This is a genomic window from Nonomuraea sp. NPDC050540, assembly GCF_044457485.1.
Classification (GTDB): Bacteria; Actinomycetota; Actinomycetes; order Streptosporangiales; family Streptosporangiaceae; genus Nonomuraea.
The window spans coordinates 93,193-110,921 of sequence record NZ_JBITHA010000003.1 but is presented as its reverse complement, the minus strand read 5'-3'; the positions used below and the strand labels follow the sequence as shown (position 1 = coordinate 110,921).

Here is a 17,729-nt window from a genome sequence, read left to right as displayed (position 1 = left end):
GTCTCAGTCGTCCTCGTCCTGGTCGGCCTCGTCCCACGCCTTGTTCCGCGCGGCGGCGCGTTCCAGTGCGCCCGCGGCCTCCTCCTGGGTGGCGTAGGGACCCATCCGGTCCTTGTTGGGGCATCCCTGGTCGGGCTCCACCCTCATGTGCTTGAGGCAGAACCACCACTGGCCTTCGCTCACGTGAGCAATGATGCCCCTTTGATCCCTTCCCAAGCATGAACATCAGAGGCCGAGTCCGGCCAGTTCCCCCCGCGAAGCCACGCCCAGCTTGGGAAACGCGTTGTACAGGTGATAGCCGACCGTGCGCGGGCTCAGGAACAGCCGTGCCCCGATCTCCCGGTTGCTGAGCCCCTGGGCGGCCAGCCGTACCGCCTGGAGCTCCTGGGCGGTGAGCCGTTCCGCGAGGTCGGGCGCGTGCGCGCGCACCGCGCGGCTCTCCCCCGTCGCGCGCAGCTCGCGCCGTGCCCGCTCGGCCCACGGCGGCGCGCCCAGGCGCTCGAAGGCCTCGGCGGCGGTCCGCAGCCACGTGCGGGCCTCGCTCATCCTGCGCTCGCGCCGCAGCCGCTCCCCGTACAGGAGCCCGGCGCGCGCCCGGTCGAGCGGAAAGGCCTCATGGTGTACGGCCGGCGCGTAGTCGTCCAGGTCGTCGGTGAGCAGCGCCCGGTTGCGCAGGGACACGCCCCGGGCCCAGGCCTGACCGCTCTCGTGGGCCCACCGCTCGTAGGTCGCGGCCGGACCGGCGGCGTCGGCGGGGCGGCCGAGCCGTACCGCGGCCTCGACCATGATGGGCAGCGCGGCCAGCATCCCCATCGGCCGCGAGCCCGCGAGGACGGCGGCCAGCCGGTCGAAGGCCGGCTCGTAGCGGCCGAGCCCGAGGTCGAGCAGGCTGAGCGCGGCGGCGGCGTGCACCGAGCCGGGGGCGAGCCCGCGCTCCAGCGCCTCGGCCGTCAGCTCGCGGCAGCGTTCCTCCTCGCCCTCGACGGCGGCCAGTTCGGCGAGGACGGCGCGCAACTCCAGCGCGGGCCGGGTCTGCCCGGTGTCGGCGGCGATGCGCAGCCCGTCCTCGGCGGTGAGCCGGGCGTCGCGGTGCGCGCCGGTGAACAGCTGGCAGCGGGCCAGGATCACCTGGACGGCGGGCAGTGTGCCGAGCGCGCCGTGCTCACGGGCGTCGCGTTCGAGCCAGGAGACCTCACCGTAGGCGCCGGCGATGTCACCGGTGATGAGGCGCATCCGGGCGAACAGCAGCCGGTCGCGCACGTCGGCGTCCTCACCCGGCGGGTCGGCGAGCAGGTCGCGCAGGGCGGCCAGGCCGTCGGCCACCTCGCCGCGCTCGACGCGGTTGGCGGCCAGGGCGGCGGTGGCCAGCGTGGCGACCGGGGCGCCGCCCGCCAGCGTGCTCGCGAAGCCGCCCATCATCTCGACGCACTCGAAGTCGTTGTTGCGCCAGGCCGCCGCGACCGCGTTGCGCAGCAGGACGACGGAGTCGTCCGGGGCCGACGGATCGGTCTCGTGGAGCAGGATGCGGTAGGCGTCCTGGGCGTCGTCGCGGGACTCGGCGAGCACGGCGCGCAGCTTGGCGGCGTGCACCCGCTCCTCCATCCCGGTCAGCCGCAGCAGCTCGGCGGCCTTCTCGAACTGCCCGGCGTCGGTGGCCGCGCGGGCGGCGGCGACGTGGCGGCGGGCGCGTACGGCCGGGTCGGGGGTGAGCTCGGCGGCCCGCGCGTAGGCGGCGGCGACGGCCGCGTAGCCGCCGCGGTCTCTGGCCCGCTCGGCGGTGGCCGCCAGCGCGGCGGCGACGTCCTCGTCGGGTTCCTGGGTGGCGGCGGCCAGATGCCAGACGCTCCGGTCGCCGTCGAGGACGTCGGCCAGCGCCCGGTGCGCGGCCATCCGCCTGGCCAGCGGCGCGCGCCGGTAGACGGCGCTCCTGATCAGCGGGTGGCCGAAGGCCAGGCGGGCGCCGGAGGCGGTGAGCAGTTCCGCGCGTTCGGCCGGTTCGAGGTCGGCGGGCCCGGCGCCGAGCAGTCCCGCGGCGGCGAGCACGGCGGCCGCCTCGCCGGTGTCGTCGGCGGCGGCCACCAGCATCAGCGTCCGCGTGGCCTCGGGAAGGGCGGCGACCCGGTCGGCGAACCCCTGCTGGATCCTGCTCTGCACCGGCACGATCCCCATGGAGTAGGGCCCGGACCGGCGCCGCGACGCCGACAGCTCCAGCAGGGCCAGCGGGTTGCCCGCCGACTCGACCAGCACCTCCTCGCGCTCGGTGGCCGACAGCCCGCCCGCGCGCTCGGTCAGCAGAGCCTGGGCGCTCTCGTCGGCCAGGCCTCCCAGGCGTAGCTCGGCCAGGCCGGCCGCCGGGAAACCGGGGGCGTGCGGCTCGCGTACCGTCAGCAGCATCACCACCCCCTCGGCCTCCAGCCGCCGCGCGGCGAACAGCAGCGCCGCGGCGGAGGCGTGGTCGAGCCATTGGGCGTCGTCGACGAGGCAGACCAGCGGTCCCGCCTCGGCCAGCAGGGTCAGCACGGCCAGTCCCACCAGGAACGGCTCGCCCTCCCCCGCGGGTCCGGTGCCGAGCGCGGCGGCCAGCGCCCTGGCCTGACCCTCCGGCAGCCGGTCCAGCCGCTCGGCGGTACGGCCCAGCAGCAGGCTGAGACCGGCGTAGGGCAGCTCGTGCTCCGACTCGATCCCGGCGCCCCGCAGCACCGGCAGCTCCCCGGCGCGCGCGGCGGCGGCCTCCAGGAGCGCGGTCTTGCCGATGCCCGCTTCACCCCTGATGACCAGCGCCGCGCTGGTGCCTTCCCGGGCTCCGGACAGCAGCCGCTCGATCATGGCCGTCTCGTCCGTCCGCCCGTGCAGCATGCCTCAGAGGCTACCCGCGAAGTCCCCGGCGTGATCGGCGGCCCACTCCCGGTAGGTGCGCGCGGGCCTGCCGGTCAGCTTCTCGACGGTGTCGGTGACCCGTTCCGGCGGGAAGTCCTGGAGTGCGTCGGCGAAGTCGCCGTACAACGCGGCGATCTCCTCGCGGGTCATGTTCTCGAAGCGCAGCGGCCGCCGCAGCACCTCGCCGAGCACGCGCACCCGCTGCCCGGCGTCGAGCGGCTCCGGGCCGGTGAGCACGTAGGTCCGCCCGGCGTGGCCCGGGTCGAGCAGCACGCGGACGCCGGCGGCGGCCAGGTCGGCCTCGTGGATCAGCGTCCGCTTCCAGTCACCGAAGGGCCCGCGGGCCACCTCTCCCCGCGCGAGGCTGGGCGTCCAGCGCAGGTCGTTGGTGGCCAGGCCGGTGATGCGGAGGAAGGTCCAGTCCGCTCCGGACTCCCTGACCAGGCGTTCCATCTCACCGTGGGCGGAGTTGACCGGATCGGCGGCGCCGGCCTCGGCCGAGGAGAAGTAGACGACGTGCCTGCCCGGCCGGGCGATCTTCGCGACCGCCTCCGCCTTCCTGGGGTCGCCGAGGACGGGCCAGACGAGGAAGACCTTGTCCACGCCGTCGAGCGCGGCGTCGAGGGTCGCGGGGTCGGTCAGGTCGCCGTAGACCTCACCGGGCCGCTTCGGGTCGCGGGTCAGCGCCCGCGCCTCGACACCCTGCTCGCGCAGCTGGGCGACCACCTGGCCGCCGACGCTTCCGGTTCCTCCGGTCACCAGGATCATGACGCTTCCCCGATCAGCTCGTAGAGGGTCTCGACGGACTGGGCGCCGGACAGCGTGCGCGATCCGGCCTCGAACACCGGAACCCCGGTGACCTCGATCTCCGCGAGCCTGGCCCGCAGCTCGTCCTCGCCGCCGTCCTGCCAGGTCACGCCGGTCTCGGCGGCCAGGTCCTTGAGCGTCGCGAGGTCGGACAGGTCCAGGCCGTCGGTGAAGTAGGCGCGGAACAGCCGTTCGGTCATCTCCTCGCCGCGCCCCTGCGCGGAGGCGAGGGCGATCAGCCGGTGCGCCTGGAAGGTGTTGGCGAACCGGGCGCGGTCGAAGCGGTAGTCGAGGCCCTCCGCCGCGCCCAGGCGGGTCATCCGCTCGGTCGACCTGGCGGCCTCAGGGCCGAAGGCCCGCTCGTGCACCAGGGTCAGCGGCTCGACCTCCCGCACGTCGGGAGCCAGCTGGTACGGACGGAAGACGACCTCCACCCGGGCGCCCTCGGCCCTGCGCCGCTCCAGCGCCTTCCGCAGCCGGTTGAAGCCCAGGTAGGACCAGGAGCAGGCCAGGTCGAGCGTCATCGTGACCGTGGGCGGGGCGAAATCGGCGCGGTGGTCGGCCACCCACTCCCGGTAGGTGCGCGCCGGCCGCCCGGTGACCTCCTCGACCGTGGTGGTCACGGGCTCAGGCCGCGCGATGAGCCGGCGCATGTCCTCGAAGGTGTCGTCGACGGCCTCCGGCGGCAGCCACGTCTCGAAGTAGGCCCTGGCCTCCGTCAGCGGCATCTCCTCGAAGCGCAGCGGCCGCCCGATGACCTCGCCGATGATCTCCACCCGCTCCTGCTGTGTCTGCGCCTCGGGCCCGGTCACGTCGTACGCGGCCCCGACGTGGTCGTCGTCCAGCAGTGCCCGCACCCCCACGGCGGCCAGGTCGGCCTCGTGCACCAGCGACCTGGCCCACCCGCCGAACGGCTCCCGCACCACCCCGTCGTCCCGGATGCCCGCCACCCAGCCCAGGTCGTTGCCGGCGAAGCCGCCGCCCCGCACGAACGTCCACTCGACGCCCGACTCCCTGATCAGTCCCTCGATCATGTGGTGGGAGGCGTTCACCGGATCGGCCCCCTCCTCCGCCCCCAGCGAGGACAGGTAGACCACCCGGCGCACCCGCTCCGTGATCTTCTTCAGCACCTCGGCGGCCCGCTCGTCGGCCGACAGCGTCGGCCACACGAGGAACACCTTGTCCACGCCGTCGAGCGCGGCGTCCAAGGTGGCGGGGTCGGCGAGGTCGCCATAAACCTCACCGGACCGCTTCGGATCGCGGGTCAGCGCCCGCGCCTCGACACCCTGCTCACGCAACTGGGCGACCACCTGGCCGCCGACTTTTCCGGTTGCTCCGGTAACAAGAATCATGTCTGCGACCGTACGGGCCGGGTGCGTGACGCAACATCTGTCAACCGACTGGGGCTCGGTAGACTCGTGTCCCATGACGACACTGCTCCAGCCCGGACGGATCTCGCCCATGCGTAAGGTCCCCGCCCATATCGAGCGGCCGGAGTACGTCGGCAAGAAACGCCCCAAGACCGGTGAGTCCGACGTGAAGACGCCGGAGGTCATCGCGCGCATGCGGGTCGCCGGCAAGCTGGCCGCCCAGGCGCTCGACGAGGTCGGCAAGCACGTACGGCCGGGCGTCACCACCGACGAGCTCGACCGGGTCGGCCACGAGTTCCTGCTCGACCACGGCGCCTACCCGAGCACGCTCGGCTACAAGGGCTACCCCAAGTCGCTGTGCACCTCGATCAACGAGGTCATCTGCCACGGCATCCCCGACGACACCGTGCTGCGCGACGGTGACATCGTCAACGTCGACATCACCGCCTTCATCGGCGGCGTCCACGGCGACACCGACGCCACCTACCTGGTCGGCGAGGTCGACGAGGAGTCCAGGCTGCTGGTCGAGCGCACCCGCGAGGCCATGATGCGCGCCATCAAGGCGGTCGCCCCCGGCCGCCAGCTCAACGTCGTCGGCCGCGTCATCGAGTCCTACGCCAAGCGCTTCGGCTACGGCGTCGTCCGCGACTTCACCGGGCACGGCATCGGCACGAGCTTCCACTCCGGCCTGATGGTCCCCCACTACGAGGACCCCTCGCTGCGCGTGGAGCTGCGAACGGGCATGACGTTCACGATCGAGCCGATGCTCACGCTCGGCACCATCGACTACGACATGTGGGCCGACGGCTGGACGGCGGTGACCAAGGACGGCAGGCGCACCGCGCAGTTCGAGCACACCATCCTGGTGACCGACAGCGGCAGCGAGATCCTCACCCTCGCCTAGGCACCACTCCGGTCACCGTCGTGCCCTCGCCGCGGACGCTGCTGACCGACAGGCTGCCGCCGATCTCGACGAAGTGGGCCCGCATCCGCGTGATGCCCCGCCCCACGTCGGCCGCGTGGAATCCGTCTCCGTCGTCGCTGACCGTCATCCGCAGGCCGCTCTTGCCGGCCGTCACGGCGACGGAGACCACCCGTGCTCCGCTGTGCCGCTCGACGTTGGCAAGGGCTTCCTGGACAACCGCGAGCACCGCCCGCGCGATGGGTTGCGGGACCTCGACCGTGGGCAGCGCCCAGGTCTCCACCGTGATCCCGGTGCGTTCGCCCCAGTCGCCGAGACAGCCTTCCAGCTCCTCGGCCAGGCTCCGCCCCCCGCGCATGCGCGTCTCTTCCGCCAAGTGATCTCGCCCTTCTAACAAGCGGGCAACGCACCGGACCTGACTCCGGCATCCCGAGGCCACAGCATGCGGCCGTGAGAACTGCCCGGCTCCCCCACGTGAGAGCCTACTAGGGGCATCCGTCGCTCGTGGGGGGTGACAAGATTCTGTGACGCGGGAGTTAGTCGCCCTTGTCCGCCTTGTTGAGCCGCGCGAGATAGTCGTTGTAGTCGTTGAGCGCCGTGTCGCCCGCCGGGTTGCGGTCCGCGCGCCGGTCCTCCCGCCGCGCCGTGCGATCCTCGTCGCGATACCACTGTACGGCGATCGCCAGCAGAACGATCAAGGTCGGGATCTCGCCGAACCCCCACGCGATGGCTCCGCCGTTGTTCTGGTCGGCCAGCAGCGGCCCGCCCCACGTGCGCCCGAGCTGCTCGTACCAGTCGGCGGCCAGCACCGTCCCCATCATCATCAGCGCGATGCCGAAGAACGCGTGGAACGGCATGGTCACGAACAGCAGCAGCAGCCGCCCCACGTACGGCAGCTTGTGCGGCGACGGGTCCACACCGATGATCACCCAGAAGAACAGGCTGCCGCTCAGCAGGAAGTGCAGCGTCATCGCGATGTGGCCCAGGTGCTCCTCCATCGCGCCGGCGAACAGCGGGGTGAAGTAGAGCGCGTAGGTGGAGGCGATGAAGATCGCGGTGGCGATCGCCGGGTGCGCGATGACCTTCACGGCCCTGCTGTGCAGGATCGTCGTCAGCCACTCGCGCGGGCCCCGGTCGCCGCGGCGGGCGGCGGGCTTGAGCGCGCGCAGCGCCAGCGTCACCGGGGCGCCCAGCACCAGGAAGATCGGGACGATCATGGACAGCGTCATGTGCTCGACCATGTGCACGCTGAACATGACCTTGGCGTAGCGGGCCACGCCGCTCTGGGTGGCGATCACCAGGATGGCCACGCCGACGAACCACGACGCCGTGCGGCCCCAGGGCCACTTGTCGCCGCGCTTCAGCAGGCGGTGGACGGCGGCGCCGTACAGGATGGCGAGGGCGGCGGCGATGGCGGCGAAGAACAGATCGAACCACCACATCGACGCCAGCGTCCCCAGCGTCATCGGCGGCGGCATCGCGAAGCCCAGCAGCTCGAACGCGCGGTCGGCGGGCAGGCTCACCACCGGCGGCGGGGTGCGTGAGAGCGCCACGGCGAGGCCGACCGTGGCGAACATCAGCAGCGCCTCGCCGGCCGCCAGCCGGGTGAACGCCCCCGGCCGGCCGGCCTCCAGACTGACCATGGTGCGCTGGCGGTGGTACCAGCCGATGTAGCCGAGCAGCACGAAGCCCACGGTCTTGGCCACGATCAGCACGCCGTAGCTGGAGGTCCACAGGTCGGAGACGGCGGTCAGCCGCGCGACGACGCTGAGCAGCCCCGAGAGGCCGACGACCACGTAGAACCAGAGCGCGGCGCGGGAGAAGCGGGCGGCCGTCTGCTCCAGCTGCGGCGCCTTGCGCACCGCGTGGACCACGAGCACGACCAGCCCGCCGACCCACAGCGCGAGGCCGGTCAGGTGCAGCGAAAGCCCGGCCGTGGCCAGGTCGTGGTTGGGTGAGGAGGAGGCGTGCCCCGTCAGCGCCGGGGGAAGCAGCGCGACCAGCCCGAGCACGAGCAGCCCCGCGGCCGCCCCGGCCGTGATGGCGCCTCGCGAGAACAGCGCGATGGCCACCCCGAACAGGATCACCAGCGTCAGCGCGATGCCGTTGCCGACCTGCGTGGCGTAGCTCGGGATGTAGTTCTTGAGAACGACGTTCGCCACCGAGTCGGTGTAGAGGTCGGACAGCTGGAAGAGCATCAGCAGGAACGCGAAGCCCGACCACGACAGCGCCGTCCACGAGGCGGCCTTGACGTAGCCGAGCGCGCTCTTGCCGAGCATTCCCTTGTCGCTGGGCAGCAGCAGCGCCGCCACGAGCAGCAGTCCGACGGTCGCCACGGCCGCCGCGTCCATGCCGAGCTTCGACAGCGGCAGCCCCCAGCGCGTCAGCGCCCCCGCCACCGGAATACCGGGAATGACCCGGGGGAACGCCGCGCCACCGGCGATCAGCGCGATGACCAGCCCGGCGACGGCTGCGGCCACGGTCCCGAGCGCCACCCGGGCGGTTTTGCTCACGGCTTCTTTCTCCGCATGCTCAGCAGGAACCCGATGCCGATGCCCACCAGGGCGCCGACCACGATGATCAGCCAGATCGGGAACCCGGCCGACTGGTCCTGCTCGGCGCTGGCCGGAGTCTGATCCGGCGTCTGCACCTGCTCGGACGGCGACGGCGACGGCGCCGCGGCGCTCGTGCTCTCCGCCGGAGTGGCCGAGGTCTCGGGCTTGGGCGCGCCCTTCACCGTGAACGGGATCTCGCCCTCGATCGGGTGCCCGTCGGAGGAGACCACCCGGTAGGCGATCGTGTACTTCCCGTCCTGCAGCGCACCCTTGAGCACCTGCGACACCACCTTGCCGTCGAGCTCCGGCTTGCCCTCGTGGAACTCGCCGCCGTCACCCCTCACGATGACGAACGGCATGCGCACCTTGGCGGTGAACTCCAGCTTCACCTGGTCCACGGACTTGACCGTGCTGCCCTTGGCCGGGTCGCTGGTCCGCAGCGCGTCGTGCGCCAGGGCGGGGGAAGCGGTGCCGAGGAGGATCAGGGCGGCGAGAAGCGCGGCGAGCGCCGCGAGCGGGGATCTGTTCATGGCACCCCCAAGGCTACCCACGACGCCGCCCGGTCCCGCCGCCGCGCCGGACTACAATCCGGCCGACGCCAGCGCCCGCTGGTACGCCCCGACGGCCTCCTCGGTCTCGCCCAGTTGCTCGAAGCCTTCGGCCGCGGCGTACCAGGCCCCGGCGATGCGGCCGGAGTCGGGCAGCGGCGCGAGCCAGGAACGCACCGCCTGCACGCTCTGCTTGGCCGCCTTGGGGTGGCCGAGGTAGGAGTAGGCGCGGCCCAGGATGAAGTGGGCCTCGGCCTCGAGCGCCGGCGCGCCCTCCGGCAGCAGGTCGAGTGCTGCCTGCGCGGACGCCGCGGCGGCGGCCGTCTCTCCCGCGATGATCTCGGTCCTGGCGATCTCGATGCGGCAGCGGGCTCGGTCAAGGGTGCTGGCGGAGGACTGGGCGAGCTCGTCCTCGGCCTGAAGCATCAGCTTGCGGGCCTCCTCCACCTCGTTCGGGCGCGCGCGCACGAGGAGAGAGGCGTAGGCCAGGCGCATGCGGGCGAGGCTGCGCGGCAGCCCGTTCTCCAGCTGCACGGCCAGCGCGCGGGTGGCGAAGGTGAGGGACTCCTCGCCGTGGCCCCCCATCTCCGACAGCAGTGCCGCGTTCCAGTTGGCCGCGACGGTGGCCCGCGGGGTGCCGAGCAGGTCGGCGGCGTTGAGCAGCTCGGCGGCGAACTGCCGCGAGCGCAGCATGTCGCCGCGGTTGAGGTAGGCGTTGAGCAGGGTCGCGCCGAGCTCGACGTGAACGTCGGTCCAGGCCGGGCGTGCGGCGGCGCCCAGGTAGCGCTCGCCGATCTCCACCGCCTCGGTGGGCCGCTCGCACTCGCGGTAGAGCCGCGACAGGGCGATGGCGACCTCGATCTGCCGCTCGGTGGGCAGCTCCTCGTCACACAGGCGCAGGTGGATGGCGATGGCGGCGTCGAGGTCGCCACACGCCTCCGTCGCCAGCGCCAGGCCGTATTCGGTGTCTTGACGGAGCTGCGTGAGACCTGTCAGGTTGTTGTCGGCCAGCAGCTCGGAGAAGCGCGTGCGGGCTTCGGCCACCTCGCCGTTCTCCAGGGCCAGGCGGGCGTAGCCCAGGGCGAGTTCGATGTCTTCCATCTGCTCGGCGGTGACCCCGTTGACCAGGTAAGACAGCGAGCAGTCCAGCTTCTGGGCGAGCAGTTCGAGTACCGCCGGCGTTGGGGTACGCTTGCCACTCTCGATCAAGGAGACATAGCTGTCCGACAGCTCAGGATGCGCGAGTTGCGCCTGCGATAGACCCCGTTGCCGCCGCACGGTCTTTATACGCAGTCCGACCAGGTCAGATGTGGTCATATCTGCCGCTCCTTGAGATGATTACCCGAGCAAAACCCCAAGGCGAGGGAGAACCCCCATGCGCAAGCGTCTTGCCCTGTCCGTGACTGCTGTCGTCCTGGCTTTACTAGCCGTTGGAGGACATGCTACGGCCAGCCTGGCAGATTCGTCTCCTTTGGCAAAGGTACGAGATTCGTCCCTTATGGCCAAGGCTATTGACGTCATCGGCTGTTGCTAGTCGCTCCGCTCTCGCATCCGCACATGAGCTGCCGCACATGAGCTGCCGCACGGCCCGGGGCGGGTCGCCGCAACGACTCGCCCCGCACGGGCGGACAAGCAGACGCTCACGGCCCCACGCTCGCGGCGTTCCACGAGCCTAGGACACTCGTCTACATTTCCTCTACACGGCGCCCGGCGCCCGCGGATTAGTCTCCATGGAGGACGGCGAACGATCCACGGGGAGGCGCGGCGTGACCCAGGACGTGTGCATCCGTCTTTTCGGATCGGTCGGCGGCTCCACCGCGGCCGGGCCGTTCGACCCCGGTCCGCCGCGCCGGCAGGCGCTCCTCGCCATACTGGCCGCCCGCGCGCCCCACGCCGTCTCCATCCCCTCGCTGATCGACGGCTTATGGGGCGCCGGCCCGCCGCGAACCGCCCAGCAGAGCATCTACACCTACGTCGCCGGGCTGCGCCATGCGCTGGAACCCGCCAGAGGACCGCGCGAGCCGTCCACGCTCATCGTCGCCGCGGGCGGCGGATACGCGCTGCGCCTGGACCCCCGCCGCGTCGACGCCCGCCTGTTCTCCTCCCTCCTCGACGAGGCGCGGCTGCTGCGGGAGGAGGGCGAGCACGCCGAGGCACTGGTCCTCATCGAACGGGCGCTGAAGCTCTACCAGGACCAGCCGCTCAGCGGCGTGCCCGGCCCGTTCGCCGAGAACGAGCGCGCCCGGCTCCAGGAGCTTCACGCCACCGCCGTCGAGGACGGGGCGCACACACTGCTGGAGCTGGAGGAGCCCGCGCGGGCCCTGCCGCCGCTGCGGGAGACGCTGGCGCGCCACCCTCTGCGCGAACGGCTGCGCGAGCTGCTCATGCTGGCGCTCCACCGGTGCGGCCGGCAGGCCGAGGCGCTGCAGATCTTCGCGGAAGGCCGGCGGATCCTGGCCGACGAGCTGGGCACCGACCCGGGTGAGGACCTGCGCCGCTGCCACGAGCTGATCCTGGGCGGGCGGCCCGCCGTATCCGGGCGGGCGCCGCGCCAGCTGCCGCGGCCGCTCGTCGGGTTCGTCGGGCGCTCCGAGGAGGTCGCCTGGCTGAAGGACGTGCTCGCGCCGCGTCGCGAGGGCCCGCCGCATCCGCTGACCGCGATCTCCGGGCCGCCGGGGATCGGGAAGTCGGCGCTGGCGCTGCACGTGGCCCACCAGGTCAAGGACGACTTCCCGGACGGGCAGCTGTTCGTCAACCTGCGCGGCAAGACACACGGGGTCGCAGCGCTGACCCCGCTGGAGGTGCTGGGCCGCCTGCTGCGCGCGATGCGGACGCCGCCCCAGGCGGTGCCCGGCGACCTCGACGAGGCGGCGGCCGTGTGGCGCGGCCGGATCGACGGCAGGAGGGTGCTGATCGTCCTGGACGACGCCACCGGGCTGGAGCAGATCGAGCCCGTCCTGTCCACGCCGCTGGGCACGGCGGTGGTCGCGACCAGCCGGGAGACGCTCATCGCCGGCGACGACTGCCGCCAGCTGAAGCTGGGCGCGCTCTCCGCCGACGACTCGGCCGCCATGCTGGCCGTGCTGGCGGGCGAGCGTCGCGTGCTGGCCGACCCGGAGCAGACCGGCCTGCTGGCCCGGCTGTGCGGCGGGCTGCCGCTGGCCCTGCGCATCTCGGGGGCGCGGCTGGCCGAGCACCCCGGCTGGAGCGTCGCCGACCTGGCCGCGCGGCTGAGCGACGAGCGCAGGCGCCTGCACGAGCTGCGCATCGGCGAGCTGACGGTGCACTCCAGCCTCGCCTCAAGCTGGTCGGCGCTGGCGGGCGGCGAGCAGGCGCGCGACCGCGCCGCGGCCCGGCTGCTGGCGCTGCTCGGCGCCCTGCACGTGCCCGAGGTGACCTCGGAGGTGTCCACGGCGCTCCTGGATCGCCCCGACGTGGAGGCCGACGCGGCCCTGGAGCGGCTCGCCCATGCCCATCTGCTGGAGCGCGGCGGTCCCGGCCGCTACCACCTGCACGATCTGGTGCGCCTGTTCGCAGCCGGGCTGGAGCCGGACGGCGCGCGCGAGGCCGTGATCAGGGCCCTGACCCACTACGTGGTCTCCGCGCGTCACGCCGGCGTGCTCCTGGACCCGCACCGGGTCCAGCCCGTCGCCCGCCCGGTCGAGGGCGTGCCCGTCCGGCTGGACGACCGGGACCAGGCGTACGAGTGGCTGTCGAAGGAGGAGGCCAACCTGCTCGCCGCGGCGTCGCAGGCCATGTCCTGCGTGGACGAGGAGGTCTCCCGGCTCGGCGTGGACCTGGCCTTCGCGCTGATGTGGTTCCAGTCGTCCTCCTACCGCAGGGCCGACCTGCTGAGCTGCAACTCGCAGGCGCTGGCCGTGGCCGAGCGGCTCGGGGAACCGGCCTTGGCACTGTACGCGCACGGCCACCTCGCCGGCGCTCTCGTCATGCTCGGCCGCCTGCCGGAGGCCGCCGAGCATCGGGAGGCCGAGCTCGCGCTGGCCCGGCGGCTCGGCGACCGCTTCGCCGAGCAGCGCGCCCTGGGCAACCTCGGCAACCTCTACGTGACGTGGAAACGCTTCGACAGGTCCCTGGGCTTCGCCGAGGCGCAGCTCGCCATCGCCACGGAGATCGGCTCGGACATCGGCATCAGGTACGCCCACCTCGTCATGGGCGAGAGCCACCGCGGCCTGGGCCGGCTCGCCGAGGCGCACGCCATGTTCACCGAGGCGCTGGACAGCGCGACGCGCGACGGGGACGTTCTGCACGCGGGCTCGATCCTGACCCTGCTCGGCGAGGTCTGCCTCGACCAGGGCCGCCCGCTGGAGGCGGTCACCCACCTGGAGCAGAGCGTCCGGTTCGAGCACGACACGCGCCGGCGGATCGGGGAGCTGCGCAGCCTCACCGGGCTCGCGCGCGCCTATCGCGAGATCGACCGGCTCGACGACGCCCTGGACCATGTCGAGCGGGCGGCCCCGCTGGCCCGTGCGCTGGGCCCGTCGCCCTGGGCGGACGAGGCCGACGCCGAACGCGCCGCGGTCCACGCCGCGCTGGGCGTGCCCGGGATGTCCGAGCCCGGCCTCTCCTGATCGACTCGCCTGATCAAGGAGCGCGCAGCGCCAGGTAGAAGTCGACGCGGTCCGGCATCGTGGACAGGTCGCGGCCGGTCAGCTCCTCGACGCGCTTGATCCGGTAGCGGACCGTGTTCACGTGCACGTGCAGATGCTCCGCGCACAGCTGCCACGATCCCGCCGTGTCGAGGAAGATCCCCAAGGTGCGGATCAGGTCGGACTGGTGCCGGCGGTCGTAGTCGCGCAACGGCCCCAGCAGGCTCGCGGCGAACGAGCGGCTGACGTCGGCCGGCACGGTGGCCAGCAGCAGCCCGTGCGTGTAGATCTCGGCGCTGGTGACGACGCCGCCGCCGCGGGTCTCGGCCAGCCGGCGGGCATGGCCGGACTCCGTCACCCCGCCGCGCAGCCCCGCCGCCCCGGACAGCGCGCTGCTGAGCCCGGCGCACACGCCGGTGCCCGGCAGCGACGACAGCACGTCCATGCCCGCGCGCAGCCGGTCGGCCAGGTCGCTCACGGACCGCCCGCGCAGGGGCACGACGGCGATCGCGCCGTCCGCGCCGGCCGCAGCCACGACCTCGCGCCCCAGCAGCTCCTCGATCACCTGGCCGCCGAGCGTCACGGCGTCGGGGTCGCGTCCCTGCGCGCCGGTCGCGGTGGCGTTCACGACGGTGTACGGCTCCGCCGCGTCGATCCCGCAGGTACGCAGCCCGGCGTTGAGCTCGGCGGCGTCGCTCTCGGTCAGGGCGGCGGCGATCAGCTGCCCGGCCAGCCGGCGCTCCACCCGGCGGCCCGCGTCCATGCGGATGCGTTCCAGCGCGACGCAGGCGGCCAGCTCGTAGCCGAGGTCGGCCCGGTCGAGCAGGTCGCCGTCGCAGGCGAGGGCCCACCCGGCGGCGCGGTGGCCGCGGCCGACGGCGAAGACGGTGTGCCCGCCGGTCGTGAACGGCAGCCGGGACGCGGCCAGGTAGGCGCGCGCCAGCCGTACCGGATCGTCGAGGGTGCCGGCGATCAGCTCACCCGAGGCGGAGACGACCGCGCCCGTCACGCCGAGCTCGGCGGCCGTGAGGGCGACGAGCTCGGGCAGGTCGGCGCCCTCCGCGACGGCCGCGACGATGCGGCGGTGGCGGCCGAGCTCCTCGCGCACGTCGCCCGACAGGCGCGGCACGACGATCTCGCTGAGGGTGCGGAAGGAGACCTCGGTGGGAACCTCGATGAGCGGCAGTCCGGCGGCGGTGCAGGCGGCGACGAGGTCGTCGGGGATGTGGCCGAGCCAGGCCTGCCCGGCGCCGAGCGCGGCCACGCCCGCCTCGCGCAGCGCGGCGACGAAGCGCGGCGAGTCGCCGGGGCCCTGGCGCCACAGCATGCCGGTGAGCACCAGCTCGCCGCCGGACAGGTAGCGGCCGGGCTCGGGCAGGTCGGTGATGTGCACGGTGCCGAATTCGGCGGACGGGTCGCCCGTGAGCAGGTTGAGGCGCAGCTCCGGGATCTCCAGCAAGTCACTGATGCGCACTTGGAGGAATATACAAGTGCGCCCGCCAACCGCTGACCGTGATTTCACCTGTCGCGCATAGGACGTCCGCGCGGGCCGGTGCTGTACTCGGAAGATGACGGAGACGGTCGGCACGGCGCGGCAGGGCGTCGGTGAGAGCGCGCAGCGGCCCGACGCGACGCTGAAGGTGACGGGCGAGTTCGCGTACGCGTCCGATCTGTGGCTGGACGGCATGGTCTGGGGCGTGACGCTGCGCAGCCCGCACGCCTCGGCCTGGATCAGGTCGATCGACGTGGGCCCGGCGCTGCGGATGGCGGGCGTGCACGCGGTGCTGACGCACGAGGACGTGCCGGGCGAGAAGTTCTACGGCCTGGAGCACCACGACCAGCCGGTGCTCGCCATCGACCAGGTGCGCTACCAGGGTGAACCGGTGGCGCTGGTGGCGGCCGACCATCCGGAGACGGCGCGGCGCGCGGCGGCGGCGATCTCCGTCGAGTACGAGCCGCGCCCCGCGGTCACCGATCCGAGGGCGGCGGCCGACGATCCGGGCCAGCCGCACGTGCAGCCCGGCGGCAACATCCTGCGCAGGCAGCCCGTCACGGCCGGCGACACGTTCGAGGCCGACGTGGTGGTGACCGGCGAGTACGAGGTCGGCATGCAGGACCAGGCCTTCCTCGGCCCGGAGTCCGGGCTGGCGGTGCCCGACGGCGAGGGCGGCGTCGACCTCTACATCGCCACCCAGTGGCTGCACGTCGACCGCGACCAGCTCGCCCCCTGCCTGGGCCTGCCGCCGGAGCGGGTACGGCTCACGCTGTCGGGCGTCGGCGGCGCGTTCGGCGCCAGGGAGGACCTGTCGATGCAGGTCCACGCCTGCATGCTGGCACTGCGCCTGAACCGGCCGGTCAAGATGTCCTATGGGCGCGAGGAGTCGTTCTTCGGCCACGTGCACCGGCACCCGGCCTGGATGCGCTACGAGCACGGCGCCACCCGCGACGGCAGGCTCGTCTACGTCAAGGCCGAGATCCTCCTGGACGGCGGCGCCTACTGCTCCTCCTCCCCGGCCGTCGTCGGCAACGCGGCCTCGCTCGGCGTCGGCCCGTACGAGGTGCCGAACGTGCGGGTGGTCGCCACCGGCGTCTACACCAACAACCCGCCCTGCGGGGCGATGCGCGGCTTCGGCGCCGTGCAAGCGTGCTACGCCTACGAGTCGCAGATGGACAAGCTCGCCGCCGCCTGCGGGCTGTCGCCGGTCGAGATCCGCGTCCGCAACGCCGTCTCGCAGGGCTCGCGGCTCATCACCGGCCAGCTCATCGACGCGCCGGCCCCGCTGGCGGACATGCTGCGCACGCTGGAGTCGATGCCGCTGCCCGCCGCCGCGGACGACCGCGCCGACCTGCGCGACCTGCCGGGCGGCGTCTCACAGACCACCCACGGCGAGTCGGTACGGCGGGGCGTCGGCTACGGCGTCGGCATCAAGAACATCTGCTTCTCCGAAGGCTTCGACGACTACTCCACGGCCAGGGTCCGCGCCGAACTGGTCAACGGCGAGCCGCACGTCACCGTGCACACCGCCGCCGCCGAGGTCGGCCAGGGGCTGGTGACCGTACAGGCGCAGATCGCCAGGACCGAGCTCGGCGTCGACGACGTCACCGTGGCGACGGCGGACACGGCGGTCGGCTCCGCGGGGTCGTCGTCGGCCTCCCGGCAGTCCTACGTGACCGGCGGCGCGGTGAAGGCGGCGTGCGAGGCGGTGCGGGCGCGCTTCCAGGGTCTGGAGGCGCGGGCGGCGCTGGAGAAGTTCGGGCCGATCGAGGAGACGCGGGAGTACCGGCACCGGCCGACGTACCCGCTGCACCCGGTGACCGGGCAGGGCGACTCGCACACCCAGCTCGCCCTGTGCGTGCACCGGGCGGTCGTGGACGTGGACGTCGAGCTCGGGCTGGTCAAGGTGGTGGAACTGGCGGCGGTGCAGGACGTCGGGCGCATACTCAACCCGCTCGCGCTGGAGGGGCAGATCCACGGCGGCACGGCGCAGGGGCTCGGGCTGGCGCTCATGGAGGAGATCCAGGTCAGGGACGGGCGCGTGGTGAACCCGTCGTTCACCGACTACCTGATCCCGACCATCCTCGACATGCCGCCGATGCGGCTGGAGATTCTGGAGAACGCCGACCCGGCCGCGCCGTACGGGCTGAGGGGGGCCGGTGAGCCGCCGACGCTGTCCTCGACGCCCGCGATCGCGGCGGCGGTGCGCGACGCGACCGGCCTGGCGCTTGCCCGGGTGCCGATCCGGCCCGAGGAGATAGCGCTCCTATAGGTTGTCCGGATGAGCAACATCGAGGCTGAGGCGAGAGAAGAATTCGCCAGATTCGACACCGACGGCGATGGCGTCATCACCGTCGAGGAGATCCGGAAGGTCAACGAGGCACTGGGGACGCACGGCCTCGACCACACCGAGATCGAGCTGTTCATCAGATCGGCGGACAAGGACGGGGACGGGCACATCGGACTGGAGGAGTTCGTCGCCATGGTCGGCGGCGGACGGCACGAGAAGGCATGACCGGCTCCCCCGCCGGGTAGGCAACCGGCAATC

At 72.8% G+C, this 17,729-nt stretch carries 13 protein-coding genes; 4 read left to right on the top strand and 9 right to left on the bottom strand.

Going from position 1 to position 17,729, the window contains the following annotated elements; translation table 11 throughout:
- Positions 1-3: 3 nt before the first annotated feature.
- The 4 genes from ACIBI5_RS10855 to ACIBI5_RS10840 are packed head-to-tail and all read right to left on the bottom strand — an operon-like array spanning position 4 to position 5,036.
- Positions 4-183, bottom strand: a complete 180-nt coding sequence (locus ACIBI5_RS10855; protein ID WP_184970998.1) for a hypothetical protein — start codon at positions 181-183, stop codon at positions 4-6.
- A gap of 42 nt (positions 184-225) precedes the next feature.
- Complete coding sequence (locus ACIBI5_RS10850) at positions 226-2,856, bottom strand: AAA family ATPase (RefSeq protein WP_397245483.1); 2,631 nt, start codon at positions 2,854-2,856, stop codon at positions 226-228.
- A 3-nt stretch (positions 2,857-2,859) separates the two neighbouring features.
- Positions 2,860-3,645, bottom strand: a complete 786-nt coding sequence (locus tag ACIBI5_RS10845; RefSeq protein ID WP_397245481.1) for an NAD(P)H-binding protein — start codon at positions 3,643-3,645, stop codon at positions 2,860-2,862.
- Positions 3,642-5,036, bottom strand: coding sequence for a DsbA family protein (locus tag ACIBI5_RS10840; protein ID WP_397245478.1), 1,395 nt, complete (start codon positions 5,034-5,036; stop codon positions 3,642-3,644). Before ACIBI5_RS10840 ends, ACIBI5_RS10845 begins: the two co-directional genes overlap by 4 nt.
- A gap of 73 nt (positions 5,037-5,109) precedes the next feature.
- On the opposite strand from ACIBI5_RS10840, the gene map reads away from it, so the two are divergent.
- Entirely contained in the window at positions 5,110-5,958 is an 849-nt protein-coding gene (gene map / locus ACIBI5_RS10835; RefSeq protein ID WP_397245476.1) for a type I methionyl aminopeptidase, read from the top strand.
- Here the strand turns inward: map and ACIBI5_RS10830 are convergent.
- From ACIBI5_RS10830 to ACIBI5_RS10815, 4 genes are all read right to left on the bottom strand, one after another.
- On the bottom strand, positions 5,945-6,334 hold the full coding sequence (locus ACIBI5_RS10830) for a sensor histidine kinase (RefSeq protein ID WP_397245474.1): 390 nt from the start codon (positions 6,332-6,334) through the stop codon (positions 5,945-5,947). The genes map and ACIBI5_RS10830 overlap by 14 nt on opposite strands.
- Positions 6,335-6,512: 178 nt before the next feature.
- The gene (locus ACIBI5_RS10825; protein ID WP_397245472.1) at positions 6,513-8,489 is read right to left on the bottom strand and encodes a cytochrome c oxidase assembly protein; all 1,977 of its coding nucleotides are present in this window, start codon (positions 8,487-8,489) and stop codon (positions 6,513-6,515) included.
- On the bottom strand, positions 8,486-9,061 hold the full coding sequence (locus ACIBI5_RS10820; RefSeq protein ID WP_397245470.1) for a copper resistance protein CopC: 576 nt from the start codon (positions 9,059-9,061) through the stop codon (positions 8,486-8,488). The genes ACIBI5_RS10825 and ACIBI5_RS10820 overlap by 4 nt, the downstream gene beginning before the upstream one ends.
- 51 nt (positions 9,062-9,112) lie before the next feature.
- Complete coding sequence (locus ACIBI5_RS10815; protein ID WP_397245468.1) at positions 9,113-10,396, bottom strand: helix-turn-helix domain-containing protein; 1,284 nt, start codon at positions 10,394-10,396, stop codon at positions 9,113-9,115.
- Positions 10,397-10,845: 449 nt separating this feature from the next.
- On the opposite strand from ACIBI5_RS10815, the gene ACIBI5_RS10810 reads away from it, so the two are divergent.
- Entirely contained in the window at positions 10,846-13,668 is a 2,823-nt protein-coding gene (locus tag ACIBI5_RS10810; protein ID WP_397245466.1) for a BTAD domain-containing putative transcriptional regulator, read from the top strand.
- A 13-nt stretch (positions 13,669-13,681) separates the two neighbouring features.
- On the opposite strand, the gene ACIBI5_RS10805 is transcribed toward ACIBI5_RS10810, so the two are convergent.
- On the bottom strand, positions 13,682-15,160 hold the full coding sequence (locus tag ACIBI5_RS10805) for a PucR family transcriptional regulator (protein WP_397245464.1): 1,479 nt from the start codon (positions 15,158-15,160) through the stop codon (positions 13,682-13,684).
- A 94-nt stretch (positions 15,161-15,254) separates the two neighbouring features.
- Here ACIBI5_RS10805 and ACIBI5_RS10800 point away from each other — a divergent pair, with 94 nt between their 5' ends.
- Positions 15,255-17,453, top strand: a complete 2,199-nt coding sequence (locus ACIBI5_RS10800) for a xanthine dehydrogenase family protein molybdopterin-binding subunit (RefSeq protein WP_397245462.1) — start codon at positions 15,255-15,257, stop codon at positions 17,451-17,453.
- Between the two features lie 9 nt (positions 17,454-17,462).
- On the top strand, positions 17,463-17,696 hold the full coding sequence (locus ACIBI5_RS10795) for an EF-hand domain-containing protein (protein WP_184970631.1): 234 nt from the start codon (positions 17,463-17,465) through the stop codon (positions 17,694-17,696).
- The last annotated feature ends 33 nt before the right edge of the window (positions 17,697-17,729 follow it).

Coding starts and splice junctions, on each gene's coding strand:
- ACIBI5_RS10850 (WP_397245483.1), bottom strand. CDS start 2,856: ATGCTGCACGGGCGGACGGACGAGACGGCCATGATCGAGCGGCTGCTG.
- ACIBI5_RS10845 (WP_397245481.1), bottom strand. CDS start 3,645: ATGATCCTGGTGACCGGAGGAACCGGAAGCGTCGGCGGCCAGGTGGTC.
- ACIBI5_RS10840 (WP_397245478.1), bottom strand. CDS start 5,036: ATGATTCTTGTTACCGGAGCAACCGGAAAAGTCGGCGGCCAGGTGGTC.
- map (WP_397245476.1), top strand. CDS start 5,110: ATGACGACACTGCTCCAGCCCGGACGGATCTCGCCCATGCGTAAGGTC.
- ACIBI5_RS10830 (WP_397245474.1), bottom strand. CDS start 6,334: ATGCGCGGGGGGCGGAGCCTGGCCGAGGAGCTGGAAGGCTGTCTCGGC.
- ACIBI5_RS10820 (WP_397245470.1), bottom strand. CDS start 9,061: ATGAACAGATCCCCGCTCGCGGCGCTCGCCGCGCTTCTCGCCGCCCTG.
- ACIBI5_RS10815 (WP_397245468.1), bottom strand. CDS start 10,396: ATGACCACATCTGACCTGGTCGGACTGCGTATAAAGACCGTGCGGCGG.
- ACIBI5_RS10800 (WP_397245462.1), top strand. CDS start 15,255: ATGACGGAGACGGTCGGCACGGCGCGGCAGGGCGTCGGTGAGAGCGCG.
- ACIBI5_RS10795 (WP_184970631.1), top strand. CDS start 17,463: ATGAGCAACATCGAGGCTGAGGCGAGAGAAGAATTCGCCAGATTCGAC.